The sequence below is a fragment of the Deltaproteobacteria bacterium genome, assembly GCA_020845895.1.
GTDB lineage: Bacteria > Lernaellota > Lernaellaia > JACKCT01 > JACKCT01 > JADLEX01.
The window spans coordinates 23,920-39,772 of the sequence record JADLEX010000023.1; the positions used below are offsets into that span (position 1 = coordinate 23,920).

Sequence of the window (15,853 nt, forward strand, 5' to 3'; positions counted from 1 at the left end):
CGGCGCTCACGTTAAACAAGCCATTTCGGCAGGTCAAGGACGATCGGCGACCAAAAACCAACAACCAAAAACCCAATTCTACGTCACACCCCCCGCTCGTCCGGCGGCCAGATGAACTTGTGCATCTGGAGCTGGAATCGGGCCGGCACGCGATCGGCGAGCATCCAGTTCACCACATCGACCGGGGTGAGCGCGCCGAAGACGACGGAGAGCAGCACCGCCCCCGCGCGTCGGTGCAGTTCGTGGCGGGCGATCGCGTCGCGGGCGTATTCGTAATCGCGGCGCGACGCGAGCACGAATTTCACCTCGTCCTTCGCGCGCAGCGCGTCGATGTTCGACCACAAATTGCGCGAATCCTCGCCCGAATCGGGGCACTTGAGATCCATGATGACGCGGGCGCGCTCGTCGAGCGCGTCGATGGGATACGCGCCGCTGGTCTCGATCAGCACGGTTCGCCCCGCGTCGCACAGCTGGGTCACGAGCGCGGGGACCTCTTTTTGCGCGAGCGGCTCTCCGCCCGTGATCTCGACGAAGTCCACGCCGAACGCCAGCGCGCGCGCGAGCACGTCGGCGCATTCCATCGTCTCGCCGCCCTCGAACGCATAGGCCGTGTCGCACCACACGCAACGCAGCGGGCAGCCGGTGGTGCGCACAAACACGCACGGCAGCCCGGCGAAGGTCGATTCGCCCTGCACCGAAAGATAGATCTCGTGGATGCGCAGCGCGCTCACGTCCCGAGGTCGCCTTCCGTCGCGTCCGCCGCGGCGCGAAGCTCGGCGACGACCGAGGCGTCGTCGATGCCACCGAGGTTGATCCGCACATTGGCGAGCGCGCCGCGCACGCCCGTCGCCGCCATCATGCGGCCCACGTCGAGATCGGACGCGCAGTTGACGTTGCTGCGCCCGTCGAGTCCCTGCAGCACGCGAAGCACCTCGACGCCGAGCTTCGCATTCGCCAGCGGTACACGCGCGGCGTGAATCGTCGCCGCCTGCACGGCAGCCGTGCGCGCGGCCTGCTGCTCGGGGGTATCCTTGGGCAGCGCGTACGCCGCCATCACCTCGCCGTAGGCGTCGGCGTCGGCGTCGATCGCCGCGCGGGCGCGGGCCGAAATTGTGTGCAGCGCGGCCATGGCGTCGCGCACGCACGATTCATGCTCGGCGTATTTCTTCTTGCCCGTCGTGAGTTCGCAGACCATCAGCCCGAGCGCGGCGGCCGACGCGATGGCAAACGCCGCCACGCTGCCGCCGCCCGGCGCGGCCGATTTGCCCGCCACCGCGTCGAGAAACGGCGCGGCCATGTCGGCGAGCGGCGTGCGGCTCGCGACGGCGGAGCCGCCCGCGGCGACCTGCGCGATGCGGTTCTCCAAAATCATGTCGGGCGAGAAATTCTCGACGCGCAGATAGAAGTCCGCCGCGGCATCGAGCGCGCGCTGCGGCACGAGGCCGACGATCTCGCTGCCCACGACGGCGACGCCGTAGCGCGCCGCTTCGCTCTTCACCATCTCGACCGCGCGGTGGATCGGCGTTCCTTCGAAATCCGTCAGGTTCATCGACACCTGGGCGATACCGCGCGCGTCGAGCTTCACGCCCATCGCCTTCACATAAAGCAATCCGCCCGACGAATGGCGAACGGCCTTGGCGATGCGGTTCGCGACGGCGAGGTCGCTCGTCGCGAGATTGACGTTGTACGCGACGAGAAACTTGCGCGCGCCGACAATCGCCGCGCCCGCCGTGGGATGCAGTTCCGGACCGCCGCGATCGGGGCGGCGCGCCGCGTTGGTCTTCACCTCGTCGCGGATGCCCTCGAATTCGCCCCGACGAACATCGGCCAGATTTTCGCGATCGGGCCGCGTCGCCGCCTGCTCATAAAAATACACGGGCAGGCCGAGCTCATTCCACAACCGGTCGCCGACTTCGCGCGCAATCGACACGCACTCGCCCATCGTCACGCCGCGCACGGGAATGAAGGGGATCACGTCCACCGCGCCCAGGCGCGGATGCCCGCCGGTGTGCGTGGTGAGGTCGATCAGGCGCATCGCCGTCGCCGCGCCGCGCAGGGCCGCCTCGCCCACCGCTTCGCGCGTGCCGACATAAGTGACGACGGCGCGGTTGTGGTCGGCGTCGGATTCGTGGCCGAGCACATAAACGTTCGGCGCGGACGCGATGGCCGCGACGATCGCGTCGATCACCTCGGGTCGCCGGCCTTCACTGAAATTCGGAACGCACTCGACAATCGTCTTCACGGTCTTGCCCCCGACTCAAATACGACGCGACACAACAGCGCCGCCGACAATGACAACGCGGCACGGATTCGTGCCGAAATGATACGGAATCCGACGCTCGTCGGACCCATCCAAAATCACGAGATCGGCCCGCGCGCCCGGCTCGATACGCCCGCGATCGCCCAGGCCCAGCGACGCCGCGCCGTTCGCGGTTGCGGCGACGAGCGCTTCGTGCGGCGTCATCTTCATCCGATTGCACGCGAGGGCAAGCATCATCGGCATCGACCACGAGGGCGAACTGCCAGGGTTGAAATCGGTGGCGACAAACACCGCCGCACCCGCGTCGACAAGCGCCCGCGCGGGTGGATATCGGTCGAGCCCAAGGTGAAACACCGAACCGGGCAGGAGCCCCGCCGTCGCACCGCTCGACGCGATCGCCGGGATTTCGTCGCCCGACAAATGCTCCAGATGATCGACGCTCGTCACCCCGGCGCGAATCGCCGCGAGCGCGCCGCCGTTACGCGCGTGCTGCTCGACATGGGCACGGCAGACGAGGTCGCAACGCGCGGCGGCGGCGAAGATGCGTTTCATCTCGTCGATGGTGAAGGCGGCCTCGTCGCAATACACGTCGCAAAAATGCGCGAGACCCTCGCCCGCGGCCTCGGGGATCACGCGCTCGCACCATAGGCGCACGTAGCCCTCGCGATCGCGCGCGTATTCGGGCGGCACCACGTGCGCGAGCAGCGTGGGCAGCACGGACAGCGCCGAGCGCTCGCCCATCGAGCGGATCGCGCGCAGCATCTTCATTTCGCTTTCGAAATCGAGGCCGTAGCCGCTTTTCGCCTCGATCGTCGTCGTGCCGTATTCCAGAAAACGTGCGGCGTGGTCGAGCGCGATGTCGACCAGCAGCGATTCGTCCGCCTCGCGCACCGCGCGCACACTCGACAAAATTCCGCCGCCCGAGGCCGCGATCTGTTGATAGGTCTCGCCGCGAATGCGTCGCTCGTATTCGCCGTGGCGTGTGCGGGCGAAAACCGGGTGCGTGTGCGCGTCGACAAATCCGGGGATCACGGAGCACCCGCGCGCGTCGATGACTTCCGCATTTTGCGCGGCCATAAGACGCAGCACCTCGGCCTCGTGGCCGACCGCGACAATCGCCGGGCCGTCGCACAGCACCGCCGCGTTCTCGACGACGCCCGCGTCGGCCAGCGCCGCGCCGCGCCGCGCGCCCGGTCCGACCCCGCACGTCGCGAGCCGCGAAATGTTGCGGATCAAAATCATCGCGGCCCCAACATGGGGATCTTCACGTCGCGCTCGCGGGCGAAGTTGATCGCCTCGTCGTAGCCCGCGTCAGCGTGCCGGAAAACGCCCATCGCGGGGTCGTTCGTCAGCACCCGTTCGAGCCGCGCCGCCATGCGCGGCGTTCCGTCCGCGATGGCGACCTGCCCCGCGTGCAGCGAATAGCCGATCCCCACGCCGCCGCCGTGGTGGAAGCTCACCCAGCTCGCGCCCGACGACGCCGCGACGAGCGCGTTGAGCACCGGCCAGTCGGCCACCGCGTCGGTGCCGTCCTTCATCGCCTCGGTCTCGCGGTAGGGGCTCGCCACGCTCCCGCAGTCCAGATGATCGCGGCCGAAGACGATCGGCGCGGCGAGCTCGCCGGCCGCCACCATGTCGTTCACGCGCAGCGCGAACGCCGCGCGCTCGCCGTAGCCGAGCCAGCAGATGCGCGCGGGCAGGCCCTGAAACGCCACGCGCTCGCGGGCCAGCGCGATCCACCGTGCGAGCGAGGGATGGTCGCCGAACATGTCGAGCACCAAATCGTCGGTCTTGCGGATGTCGTCGGGATCGCCCGAGAGCGCCGCCCAGCGAAACGGCCCGCGCCCTTCGCAAAACATCGGGCGGATGTAGGCGGGCACGAATCCGGGAAACGCGAACGCGTCGTCCACGCCCGCTTCCTTGGCGAACGTGCGGATGTTGTTGCCGTAGTCGAAGGTCACAGCCCCGGCCCGCATGAGCGCCAGCATGCCGCGCACGTGCTCGCCGATCGACGCGACGGCGCGGCGGCGGTACTCGGCGGTGTCGCGCGCGCGCAGATCGAGCGCTTCGGCGAGGCTCATGCCGTGCGGCACGTATCCGCCGATGGGGTCGTGCGCGCTCGTCTGGTCGGTCACGATGTCGGGCCGGGCGCCGCGGCGCGCGAGTTCGGGGATCACGTCGGCGCAGTTGCCGACAAGCCCGACGGCGAGCGCCTCCCTGCGATCCCGCGCGTCCATCACCCACGCGAGCGCCTCGTCGAGCGAGTGGGTCATGCGGTCGCAGTAGCGCGTGTCGATGCGCTTGCGGATTCGCGCCGCGTCGACGTCGATGCCCAGAAACGCCGCGCCGTTCATCGTCGCCGCGAGCGGCTGAGCGCCGCCCATGCCGCCGAGCCCGCCGGTCACCACGAGCCGCCCGGCGAGCGTGCCGCCGAAATGCGCCCGCGCGGCGGCGGCGAAGGTCTCGTAGGTGCCCTGCAAAATGCCCTGCGTGCCGATGTAGATCCACGAGCCCGCGGTCATCTGGCCGTACATCATCAGCCCGCGCCGATCGAGCTCGTCGAAGACCGCCCAGTCCGCCCACTTCCCCACGAGATTGGAGTTCGCGATCAGCACGCGCGGCGCGTCCTCGTGCGTGCGGATGATGCCCACGGGTTTGCCCGACTGCACGAGCAGCGTCTCGTCGTTTTCGAGATCGCGCAGAGACCGCACAATCGCGTCGAAGCACTCCCAGTTGCGCGCGGCCTTGCCGCGCCCGCCGTACACGACCAGGTTCGCCGGATCCTCGCCGACGCGATCGTCCAGATTGTTCATGAGCATGCGCAGCGCGGCTTCCTGGTGCCAGCCTTTGCACGAGAGCGCGGCGCCGGTGGGGGCGCTGATCGGCGGGCGGAACATGGGGGGCTCCCCGTGGGATCGTGAGATGCGACCGTCATTATCGGAATGGCGTCGAGGGGTGTAAAGCGCGCTGGACGCGATCACGCCCGGCGCGCTAGAAACATCGGACACGAACAGGGAGAAACGAGATGGCGATTCGCGCGATGGCGGCGATGGAACAGGGCGGGGCGCTCGCGCCGTGGAGCTACGAGCCGGACGCGCTGGGGCCGATGGACGTGCGCGTGCGCGTGAAAAGCTGCGGCATTTGTTTCAGCGACGTGCACATGATCGACAACGACTGGGGCGCTTCGCGCTATCCGCTCGTGCCGGGGCACGAGGCCGTGGGCGTCGTCGAGGAACTGGGCGGCGGCGTGACCCACCTGAAACTCGGCGACCGCGTCGGCGTGGGCTGGCAGCGCGGCGCTTGCCTGCAATGTTCCGACTGCCTGCGCGGCGACGAAAACCTGTGCGCCGAAAACCGCGCCACGATTATTCACGGGCGCGGCGGATTCGCCGAGGCGCTCGTCATCGATTCGCGCTTCGCGTTTCGTCTGCCGGAAGGACTCGACACCACGACGGCGGGGCCGCTGCTGTGCGGCGGCGTCACGGTGTATTCCGCACTGCGTCACGCGGGGATGCGTTCAGGGCAGAACGTCGGCGTGATCGGCGTGGGCGGCCTCGGGCACCTCGCGGTGCAGTTCGCGGCGAAGCTCGGCAACCGGGTGACGGTCTTTACGACGAGCGACGACAAAGCCGAGCTCGCTTCGCGACTTGGGGCGCACGAGGCGGTGGTGACGCGCGCGGGCGAAGAGCCGTCGTGCTCGCGCGATCTCGACGTGCTCATCAGCACCGTGCCCGTCGCGCTCGATTTCGCCGCGTACCTCGACCTGCTGGGCTCCGACGCGACGATGACGTTCGTCGGCGTGCCGAACGAACCGATGAGCGTGCCGCTCGTCAAGCTGCTCGCGCGGCGTCGGCGCATCACGGCGAGCCCGATCGGCGGGCGCGCGATGATGGACGAGATGCTGCGCACGGCGGACACCTTCGGCATCGCGCCGATCGTCGAGACGTTCCCGCTGGCCGCCGCGGGCGACGCCATCGCGAAAGTCCGCGCCAATGCCGTTCGCTACCGCGCCGTGCTGACGGTCTGATTTTCCGAAGCCTCGCGGCCCTGGCTCGGCGTCTTTGCACCGACGCATGACAGTTCGCCGGCATTCGGATTCTCCCATTCTCCAACCCCGGGTGGCGTCCCGCCAAGATATCGATCGCTATAACCGAATAACCGTTTAAACGGTTATACAGGTATACCATCTCCGAAATGCGGAGTCGGCGCGCCGGGCGCTCTCACCGCTTGTACAGCTTCGGATTGATCCCGTGCGCCTGGATGCGGTAGGCGAGCTTGCGGTAGGTCATGTTCAACTCGCGCGCGGCCGACGCCACGTTGCCCGACAGGCGTTTGAGCGCCTCGATGATGATCTCGCGCTCGTACGTGTCGAGCTGAGATTCGAGCGAGCCTGTCATCTCGGTCTGCGTCGCCTCGGCGGTCTGCAGCGAAGGCGGCAGGTGGAAACCGTGGATCGCACCGTCGGAAGACAGCAGCACCGCGCGCTCGAGAACATTCTGCAATTCGCGCACGTTGCCCGGCCAGTGGTAGCGCATGAGCATGTCGATGGCCGGGGTCGAGATGCGTTTCACCGTCTTGTTCATGATCTTCGAATACGTCTCGCAGAAGTGATCGGCGAGCAGCAGGATGTCGCTCTTGCGTTCGCGCAGCGGCGGCAGGTGGATCGAGAAGACGTTGAAGCGGTAGAACAAGTCCTCGCGGAACAGACCCTCCTGAATCATCGACTCGAGCGGCTTGTGCGTCGCCGCGACGATGCGCACGTCGAGCGGAATGGTGCGCGTCGCGCCCACGCGCTCGAACTCGCGCTCCTGCAAGACGCGCAACAGCTTCACCTGCACGCGCGGCGAAAAATCGCCGATCTCGTCGAGGAAAATCGTACCCCCGGCGGCGGCCTCGAATCGCCCCACGCGATCGCGCACCGCGCCGGTGAACGCGCCTTTGACGTGGCCGAACAGCTCCGATTCGAGCAGACTTTCGGAGAGCGCGCCGCAGTTCACCCGCACGAAGGGGCCGTCGCGACGCAGGCTGTTGTAGTGGATCGCCTGCGCGACGAGTTCCTTGCCCGTGCCGTTTTCGCCGCGCAGCAGCGCGGTGGTGTCGGTGGGCGCCACCTGCATGATGAGGCTGTACACCTCCTGCATGGCCGCCGAGGTGCCGACGATGTTCGCGTGGCGGAAGCGCTCGGCGAGGCGGTCGCGCTGCTCGCGGTCCTCGTGCATGCGGTCGTGCATCTCCGAGGTTTCCTGCCGCAGCCGCACGCTGTGGGCGATCATGAAGGTGATGGCGCGGAGCAGGTCGGCGTCCTGCGCGAGTTCGGATAACGGCACGCGGGGTTTTTCGACCGAAAGCGTGCCGATGACCTCGATGCCCAGGCGGATCGGCGTGCAGATGCAGGACGCGTCGCGCACGCCCTCGCCCGTATCCTTGCCGACACTGGGCAGCACGACGGTCTGGCCGGTCTGGTAAGTGCGGCCGACGACGCCCTCGCCGACGTTGTAGCTGGTGTGGCGGACTTGCGCCTCGCTCAGACCCAGCGACGCCTCGACACGCAGACGCCCTGATGACTTTTCGAAGATGGCCACCATTCCGCGCGTGACGCCGAGGTTTGCGCCGAGGATCTCCATCACGCGGTCGAGGGTCTCGATGTCTTTGAGGCCGCGTTCGAGCAGCGAGCCGATCTGGTAGAGCACGCGCAGGCGTGGGCGCTCGGTGCTCTGGGGAGCTGCCGCGGGAACAGCGGAATCTGATTCGGGACGCGCGGCGTCCGAGTCGGGATCGGTCATGGCACAGCCAATTCAAGAGGGAAATACAGTTGCCGATATTCGACAACAAAATGGACGAAAATGTCAAATGAAGCTTTGGTTCGGTGGCGCACACCTCAGGCTGTTTTGGGGTTCCACCGCTTTCCGGGCGAACTCCGAAATCCGGAGTCCGAAATTCGGAATCCGGAGTTCGTGGTGCGCTTTCCGGCCACTTCACCGAATAATAACGCTATTAATTCAAATAGTTACGGAATTGTCGGAACACGGCACGCAACTTGGAAAAGAGTTTCGCGGACAGGGCGCTCGGGATTTTTGGGGGAGGACGCGAGATATGGGCTTGAAGGTCAACACCGCATCGGTCATCGGCGTCGAAGCTCAACCCGTCGAGGTGCAGGTCGACGCCAGGCGTGGAGTGTTCCTCTTCAACATCGTCGGTCTGCCCGACAGCGCCGTGCGCGAGGCCAAGGACCGCGTCCAGGCCGCCCTGTATACGAGCGGGTACTACCTCCCTGAGAGACACTACACCGTGAACCTCGCGCCGTCGGACGTCCGCAAAGCGGGCGCGGGCTTCGACCTGCCGATCGCCGTGGGGCTTTTGGCGGGTATCGGCGTGGTCCCCGAGAATGGCCCGCTGGAACGCTTCGCGATCGTCGGCGAGCTCAGTCTCGACGGTTCGATTCGGGGCGTGCGCGGCGCGCTGGCGGTGGCGTCGTCGCTCGCGTCGCAGGGGCTCACGGGGCTGATCGTTCCCGAGGAAAACGCGCGCGAGGCGGCGGTGGTGCGCGGCGTCGAAGTCGTACCCGTCCGGCATCTCACCGACGTGATTGCGTTCCTGCGCGGCGAAACGGCCATTCCCGCCGTGACGCTGGATCCCGACGCGCTGCTCGCCGAGGCGTGGCAGGGCGGCGACCTGGACTATCGCGACGTCGCCGGGCAGGAGCACGCCAAACGCGCCATGGAAATCGCCGCCGCCGGCGGGCACAACGTGTTGATGATCGGCCCGCCGGGGTCGGGCAAGACGATGCTCGCCAAGCGCCTGCCCACGATTCTGCCCGATATGAGCGTGGCCGAGGCGCTCGAGGTGACGAAAATCCACTCCGTCGCCGGGCGGCTGCCGGAGGACCGCGGGCTGGTCGTGCGCCGCCCCTTCGAGAGCCCGCACCACACGATCAGTTCGGCGGGTCTCGCGGGTGGGGGCGTGGGGGTGCCGCGCCCGGGCACGCTGAGCCTCGCGCATCGCGGGGTTTTGTTTCTCGACGAGTTGCCCGAATTCGGCCGCCACGTACTCGAAGTCCTGCGCCAGCCGCTGGAGACGGGATCGATCTCGATCGTGCGCAGCGCGGCCGAGGTGACGTTTCCCGCGGACGTGTGCGTGGTCGCCGCGATGAATCCGTGTCCGTGCGGGTATTTCGGCGAACCGCTGCGGCACTGCACGTGTTCGCCCGAGACCGTGGCGCGTTACCGGCGGCGGCTCTCGGGGCCGCTGCTCGATCGCATCGACCTGCACATCGAGGTGCCGTCGCTGCGTTACCGGGAGTTGGCGGCGCCGCGCGCGGGGGAATCGTCGGAACAAATCCGCGCGCGGGTGATGGCGGCGCGGCACGTGCAGGCAAAACGCTTCGCGGGGACCTCCGTGGCGTGCAACGCGCGGATGACTCCCGCGCAGCTTCGCGAATTCGTCGCGCTCGATGCCGATGGCCACCGGATCATGGAATCGGTGATGGAGCGGCTCGGGCTCTCGGCGCGCGCGCATGATCGCATCCTGAAGGTCGCGCGCACGATCGCCGACCTCGACGGCTGCGAATCCGTGCGCGCGACGCATCTGGCCGAAGCGGTGCAGTACCGCGGCCTCGACCGCGCGTCGAATCTGCGTGCGGCTTAGCGACAAGATCCGCGTCCCGTTCCCCCAGTGCGGGGCGCGCGCGAGGGAAAACGCAATGTACGGGAAAAGCACAACGGGCGAGCGGATCTCGTCCTCAAAACGAACGCGGCGGCGGGGCCGCCCCCGCCGCCCAACTCACGTCGCAACGACGATCGCGCGGATTCGTTCCGCGAATATCGAGTGGCGAACGGAGGAATCATGAGCGGACCGAAGAACGAAGGGTTTATCGGGCGACTCTCGGAGCTCATCGAGGAACTCGGCGGCGGCCACTACTCGCGCTTCGCCCGAATCGTCGGCACGGGCGCCACGACCATCGACAACTACATGCGCGGCAAGAGCGTGCCGGGTCTGAACATGATCGTGGACATCTGCCGGCAGTGCGGTGTGACGCCCAACTGGCTGATTTTCGGATGGTCGCCGAAATTCGGCGCGGCCTCCCGCCCGATGCCCGAGTCGATCCGGCTCGTGCACGCGGGAGAGGCGGGCGTCGTGTCGAGCGACGACTTCCAGACCGTGCCCATCCTCAAACCCGATGCCTGGCGAGATCCCGCGTGCTTTCGCGTCTGCGCGGAGACGATGGAAGGGTTCACGGTTTCGCATGCCAAGCCCGGCTCGCGCCTCGCCGCGATCCGCATGCCCGACGACGCAATGGGCGACGAGGTCGCGCGCGGCGACCTGATCGTCTTCGACATGGAGAGCCGCGAAGCGGCCGCGATCGAAGGACACCTCGTCGCCGTGAAGTTCGACGATGCGGTCACCGTGCGTCGCGTAATGGACGAGCGATTTCTGGCGAACGACGTGCGCCGCCACGCGCCGCAAAAGGCGATGCGTAGGCAGATCCTCGGCGCGGTCGTGGAGGTTCGCAAAAGCGTGTGAGGTGTCGGCGCGCGTGGACGCGTCGCGAACGGTCTTTGACAATCAGCAGGGAGCGTCTATTCCGCGGATTCCAGCCTGCGGCCGACGATTTTGAGGAAGAGATCCTCGAGGCCGGGCTCGGTCTTGCCGAAGCTCTCGACGCGCAGTCCCTTGTCTCGCGCCGCCTGGAGCACGCCAAGGATCATTTCGTCGGAACGCAGCCCGAAGCGCACCTCCCACCAGCCGGCGGCCTCGTCCACGCCGTGCAGGTAGGGTTTCTCAACGCCGTCGACCCCGCCGATGATCTCGGGCCGCGCGGGCAGGGGCGCGAGCTGAAGCCGGTACACCGCTCCATCGCCGAGCTGGCGGCGCAGGTTGGCGGGCGTATCGCAAACGACGATCTTGCCCCGGTCGATGATCGCGATACGGTCGCACAATGCCTCGGCCTCGGCCATGTAATGCGTGGTCAGGAAAACAGTCTTCTCGCGGTGGTCTGCGGTCCAGGCGCGAATCGTGTCGCGTACTTCGCGGGCGATGTGCACATCGAGGCCCAGGGTCGGTTCGTCGAGAAAGAAGATCTTGGGATCGGTGACGAAGCCGCGAATGATATTCATCTTCTGACGCATGCCCGTTGAGAGCTTCGACACCTTGGTGCGGGTGTCCGCCGTCATGCCGAACTGTTCCAGGTAGCGTTTGATGCGCGCCCGGGCCACGTCGCCCGGCACGCCCCAAAACTGGGAAAACATCCAGATGTTTTCCTCGACGTTCAGGATGCCGTAGCCGCTGGTCTCGCCGCCGGAGACCATGTTGATGAGGCGTCGGACCTTCGCGGTCTCGGTGACGACGTTGTGGCCGTCGACGAATGCCTCGCCGCTTGTGGGGTACAGCAGCGTGCAAAGGATCTTGATGAGCGTGGTTTTGCCCGCGCCGTTCGGGCCGAGGAACCCAAAGATCTCGCCGGACCGGACCTCGATGTCGACGCCGGCGAGGGCCGTATGCGGCTCCTTGCCCTTCTTTTTGAACACCCGCACAAGATTGCGGGAGTGAATCGCCGGCGGCATGGAAATCCTCGCGAACCGTGCAGGGAACTTCAGTCAGGCGTGCGAATCTAAGGTTCGCCTTTTGCGAGTGTCAAGGACGGGACGTCTCCGGTCTTCCACGCCGTAAAGCAATTGTCAGGTTTCGCGCGAAACCGTGACGAGGGCCATCGAGTCTTGCTCGGCACCGCCGGTGTCGAGCGTTTCGCGGCGCGCCTCGATGCCCGGTGACGTAACGTCCGTTTCCGTCCTTGATCGCTTTCGGGGCCGTGTGCTAGTTTCGGGGCGCTTTTGAAACAACGCGCGGCGGAGCGTCGATGCGGGGCGCATGCCCGGTCTGTGACCGGCGTTTCTACATCCCGGACCACAAGGTGCGTGACGAGGGGCTCCCGGTGCGGTGCCCCGCGTGCAAAACCGTCACGCGCTTTTTCCCCGAACACAAGACGACAATATTTTCGGTCGACTTCCAACCGACCCCCGAGCCCGAGCCCGAACCCGAGCTTGAGCATGTGGCACAGCCGCCCCCGGCTGTGCGTGAACCCGAGCCGGAACCCGAACCCCAACCTGAGCCCGAGTCGACACCCGAGCCGGAGACTGAGCCGGAGCTTGAGCATGTGGCACAGCCGCCCCCGGCTGTGCATGAATCCGAGCCGGAACCCGAACCCGAACCCGAACTCGAGCCCGAACCTGAGCCGGAGCCCGAACCGGAGCTTCATGAGAATGTGGCGCGGGCGCCCTCGCCTGCGATCGATGCCGTGGAGCCGTCCTTCGCCCCGACCGAGGGCGGTCGGGCCACGGAAGTCGAAACTGAGAACGAGGCGGAACTCGCACAGCCGAGGGCGGCTGTGCCACATGTGTTACCCGAGGTTGAGTCCGAACCCGAACCCGAGCCCGAGCCCGCGAAACTGGAATCCTCGCGTGCGGAACTGAAGATCGAGGTTCACTCGTCCGGCAGTCCGGTCGTCTCGATCGAAACGCCCGAGAAGCCGTCGCTGTGGAAGAAGCTCTTCGGTCGCGTTCGCGAAGACCGAGAAGAGGAAGAGCCCGTTCCGCCGCCTCCGGATTACGATGCGGGCTGGGTCGAGACGTCCCGCGTTGGGGAAGTAACCGAGCCTGCGCCCGAGCCTGAACCCGAACCCGAGCCCGAACCCGAGCCCGCGCCGGAGCCGGAAGCTGAGTTGGAGAACGCACAGCCGGGGGCGGCCGTGCCACATGACGAGCCTGAGGCTGAGCCTGAGCCTGAACCTGAGCCAGAACCCGAGCCCGAGCTCGAACCCGAGCCTGAGCCTGAGCCTGAACCTGAGCCAGAACCCGATCCCGAGCTCGAACCCGAGCCTGAGCCCGCGCCGGAGCCGGAAGCTGAGTTGGAGAACGCACAGCCGGGGGCGGCTGTGCCACATGACGAGCCTGAGCCTGAACCTGAGCCAGAACCCGATCCCGAGCTCGAACCCGAGCCCGAGCTCGAACCCGAGCCTGAGGCTAAGCCTGAACCCGAGCCCGAGCCGATTCCCATTTCCTCGCCCGCGCTCCAGCCTTCGCACGACGCGCTTCGCGCGAAGCCGGGGTCAACGCGAATCGACCTCAAGATCGAGGTACCTGCGGATGTCCGCCCATCACTGACGGTCGAGCCATCCGAAAAGCCTCCGACGTTGTGGCAAAAGCTGTTCGGAACGGGACGCGAAGAAGCGCCGGTCGAAGTGGTCGAACGCTCAGAGGCGGAACTCGAACCCAAGTATGAACATGTGGCACAGCCGCCCTCGGCTGTGCTCGAGCCTGAACCCGAGCCCGAAACGGAAACGGGATCTGATCTCGCGCCGCCGATGACTGCTGTGCCGCGCGAGCCGCCTGCTTTCCCGGCGGAACTGCCCGCCGAAGAAGCGCCGGACGACTACGTCGAGCAGGTGCTGGACGAGGTGGAACGGCCTTCGCTGTGGAAGCAGGCGCATGACTTCGTTCACGCGGCGCACGAACACGACGCGCATCCCGTCGCGCCGCCGACGGACGTGGAGCCGGAGCCCGAACCCGAACTCGAACCCGAGTCAGATCATGTGGCACAGCCGCCCTCGGCTGTGCTGATTTCAGAAGAACCTGAATCGGAATCTGAACCTGAACTCGAGCCCGAGTCGGAACTTGCTCCCGCACCGGAGACGGAACCCGAGCCGGAGCACGCACAGCCGGGGGCGGCTGTGCCACATGGCGGGTTCGACGTCGAAGCAGTGCCGGAACCCGAGACCGACGCTGAGGCGCCGCCGGAAATCGAGCCGGATGCCGCCGTCTTAGCGGCCCCGGAAGTTTCCGTTCCCGAGGATTTCCCCGGCGCACCCGCCATGCCGTGCGTGCCGATTGTCGAGATTGAGGAAGAGCTGGTGGCCGAGCCGGCGGCCGAGCCGGAGCCAGAACCCGAGACCGAACCCGAGCCCGAGCCGGAGCACGCACAGCCGGGGGCGGCTGTGCCACATGACGAGCCGGAACCCGAGCCCATTCCCAAGTTCGAAGAAGAGCCGGAGCTTGAACCCGAGCCGGAATTCATCTCCATCCCCGAACCCGAACCCGAACCCGAACCGGGCGACGAGTTTCAGGAGGTCGTGCTCGACGAGGACGACGAGACGCCGGACACCCTGACCGGCCCCGCGATTCCGGCGCTCGGGGAACCCGCGTCGATGCCGGACCTCGTCGACGATCGTGGAGCGATCGAACGCATCATCTCGCCGGCCCATGCTCACTGGGCGGTACCGCACGAAACGCGCGCTCCGTCGCCGCTCGTGTTCGAGCCCGAGGTCGTGCGGGTGGAGCCGTCCGGGGCGGCGCGCCTCGACACGGGTGTGCCCGAGCTCGTCCGGCGCATCACCCCGCGCCGTCTACTGATCGGAACCTTCATCGCGATCGCGATCATCGTCGCCGCGGCGCTCGTCTTTCGCCCGCGCGAAGCCGCGCCGCCGGGAACGCCGCCCGCGCCCGAACGCGTCACCGATCCGACGGTCGAGGCGCTTGAGGACTTCGCCGTCGCGCGGTCGCTCGAACGCACCGGCATTCCCATCGATCGGGAGAAGGCGGTGGATCTCTTCGGCCAGGCGCTCGCCACGGACCCGAGTTTGAACGACGCGCGGGCGCGACTGGTATGGCACCGGGTCGAGGACGGCCTGGTCGCGCAAAACCGCGACCTGATCGAGCAGGGGTGCGTCGAGGCGGAAAATCTCGCGCCCGAAACCGCCCAATCCCGCGCCGGCTTCCTCGCGCTCGGGCTTTGCCGCTTCGCGCGCGAGGACTTCAACGGCGCGACCAAGCTCGCCCTGCGTGCGACGCACGTCCCCGAAGACGGAACCGCGCAGCCGCAGGGGCCTGAGCTCGACCGGCAGGTCGCCGAAGGCTACGTGCTGCTCGCGCGGATCTACGGCGCGCAAAAAGACGAGGAGCGCCAACTCGAATCGCTGCGCGCGGCGACGGCCCGCGACCGGGGCAGCTTCGAAGCGCACACGCGTCTCGCGCAGCTCTTCGAAAATCGCCGCGATTGGAAATCGGCTTACGACGCGGCGGCGGCGGCGCTGCACGCGAGCCCGAACAATCCCGAGGCGAAGTCGGCGGTCGAGATGTATCGCGGTCGCATGAAGGGCGGCGGCGACCAGCTCGTCTATGGCGATGACAAGGAGCTCGCGAGCGACGCCGAAAAACGCAAGGCGTTCGCGTATCTGCTCGCCAAGGCACGTGCGATGCGGCGCGGCGGCGGATACCACCCGGCGCTCGGCCAACTCGAAAAGGCGCTCAAACTTCAGCCGGGCAACGTCGAGGCGCTGATGGAGACCGGTTGGATCTACCTCGACATGAAATCGCCCGACGCGGCGATCGAAGCGTTCACCGACGCCAAGGCGCAGGGGTCGGCCGACGCGTATTTCGGGCTCGGCGCGGCGTACGAGGCCAAGGGCCAAAGCGCGGCGGCGCTGGAAAATTACGAGAAATTCATTAAGCTCCGCCCCGACGCGCCCGAGTCGGCGCAGGCAAAAACCTCGGTGGAAAAGCTCAAGGGCTGATTCCGCCAACCGAAGACCAACAACCAATCCGC

General features: G+C 67.1%; 10 protein-coding genes. 4 read left to right on the plus strand and 6 right to left on the minus strand.

The features are described 5' to 3' along the window. Positions 1-83 precede the first annotated feature (83 nt). The 4 genes from IT350_02560 to hutU are packed head-to-tail and all read right to left on the minus strand — an operon-like array spanning position 84 to position 5,157. Entirely contained in the window at positions 84-731 is a 648-nt protein-coding gene (locus IT350_02560; protein ID MCC6156906.1) for a radical SAM protein, read from the minus strand. Beyond that, on the minus strand, positions 728-2,242 hold the full coding sequence (gene ftcD, locus IT350_02565; GenBank protein ID MCC6156907.1) for a glutamate formimidoyltransferase: 1,515 nt from the start codon (positions 2,240-2,242) through the stop codon (positions 728-730). Before ftcD ends, IT350_02560 begins: the two co-directional genes overlap by 4 nt. Before the next feature lie 15 nt (positions 2,243-2,257). Next, on the minus strand, positions 2,258-3,502 hold the full coding sequence (locus IT350_02570) for an imidazolonepropionase (GenBank protein ID MCC6156908.1): 1,245 nt from the start codon (positions 3,500-3,502) through the stop codon (positions 2,258-2,260). Then, positions 3,499-5,157 (minus strand): urocanate hydratase, encoded by a 1,659-nt coding sequence (hutU, locus tag IT350_02575; GenBank protein ID MCC6156909.1) that lies wholly within the window; start codon positions 5,155-5,157, stop codon positions 3,499-3,501. The genes IT350_02570 and hutU overlap by 4 nt, the downstream gene beginning before the upstream one ends. Before the next feature lie 128 nt (positions 5,158-5,285). Here hutU and IT350_02580 point away from each other — a divergent pair, with 128 nt between their 5' ends. Beyond that, positions 5,286-6,287, plus strand: coding sequence for an NAD(P)-dependent alcohol dehydrogenase (locus IT350_02580; protein MCC6156910.1), 1,002 nt, complete (start codon positions 5,286-5,288; stop codon positions 6,285-6,287). A gap of 193 nt (positions 6,288-6,480) precedes the next feature. Here the strand turns inward: IT350_02580 and IT350_02585 are convergent, their stop codons facing one another. Beyond that, positions 6,481-8,043, minus strand: coding sequence for a sigma 54-interacting transcriptional regulator (locus IT350_02585; GenBank protein MCC6156911.1), 1,563 nt, complete (start codon positions 8,041-8,043; stop codon positions 6,481-6,483). Positions 8,044-8,353: 310 nt separating this feature from the next. On the opposite strand from IT350_02585, the gene IT350_02590 reads away from it, so the two are divergent. Then, positions 8,354-9,904, plus strand: coding sequence for a YifB family Mg chelatase-like AAA ATPase (locus tag IT350_02590; GenBank protein ID MCC6156912.1), 1,551 nt, complete (start codon positions 8,354-8,356; stop codon positions 9,902-9,904). 198 nt (positions 9,905-10,102) lie between these two features. Continuing rightward, complete coding sequence (locus tag IT350_02595) at positions 10,103-10,780, plus strand: helix-turn-helix domain-containing protein (protein ID MCC6156913.1); 678 nt, start codon at positions 10,103-10,105, stop codon at positions 10,778-10,780. A gap of 56 nt (positions 10,781-10,836) precedes the next feature. On the opposite strand, the gene IT350_02600 is transcribed toward IT350_02595, so the two are convergent. Continuing rightward, positions 10,837-11,820: an ABC transporter ATP-binding protein gene (locus IT350_02600; GenBank protein MCC6156914.1), complete on the minus strand. Its 984-nt coding sequence runs from the start codon at positions 11,818-11,820 to the stop codon at positions 10,837-10,839. A gap of 293 nt (positions 11,821-12,113) precedes the next feature. Here IT350_02600 and IT350_02605 point away from each other — a divergent pair, with 293 nt between their 5' ends. Next, positions 12,114-15,821, plus strand: coding sequence for a tetratricopeptide repeat protein (locus IT350_02605; protein MCC6156915.1), 3,708 nt, complete (start codon positions 12,114-12,116; stop codon positions 15,819-15,821). The last annotated feature ends 32 nt before the right edge of the window (positions 15,822-15,853 follow it).

Excerpts from the sequence above, each read along its gene's own strand:
- hutU (MCC6156909.1), bottom strand. The coding sequence starts at position 5,157 with ATGTTCCGCCCGCCGATCAGCGCCCCCACCGGCGCCGCGCTCTCGTGC.
- IT350_02590 (MCC6156912.1), top strand. The coding sequence starts at position 8,354 with ATGGGCTTGAAGGTCAACACCGCATCGGTCATCGGCGTCGAAGCTCAA.
- IT350_02570 (MCC6156908.1), bottom strand. The coding sequence starts at position 3,502 with ATGATTTTGATCCGCAACATTTCGCGGCTCGCGACGTGCGGGGTCGGA.
- IT350_02605 (MCC6156915.1), top strand. The coding sequence starts at position 12,114 with ATGCGGGGCGCATGCCCGGTCTGTGACCGGCGTTTCTACATCCCGGAC.
- IT350_02585 (MCC6156911.1), bottom strand. The coding sequence starts at position 8,043 with ATGACCGATCCCGACTCGGACGCCGCGCGTCCCGAATCAGATTCCGCT.
- IT350_02580 (MCC6156910.1), top strand. The coding sequence starts at position 5,286 with ATGGCGATTCGCGCGATGGCGGCGATGGAACAGGGCGGGGCGCTCGCG.
- IT350_02600 (MCC6156914.1), bottom strand. The coding sequence starts at position 11,820 with ATGCCGCCGGCGATTCACTCCCGCAATCTTGTGCGGGTGTTCAAAAAG.
- IT350_02595 (MCC6156913.1), top strand. The coding sequence starts at position 10,103 with ATGAGCGGACCGAAGAACGAAGGGTTTATCGGGCGACTCTCGGAGCTC.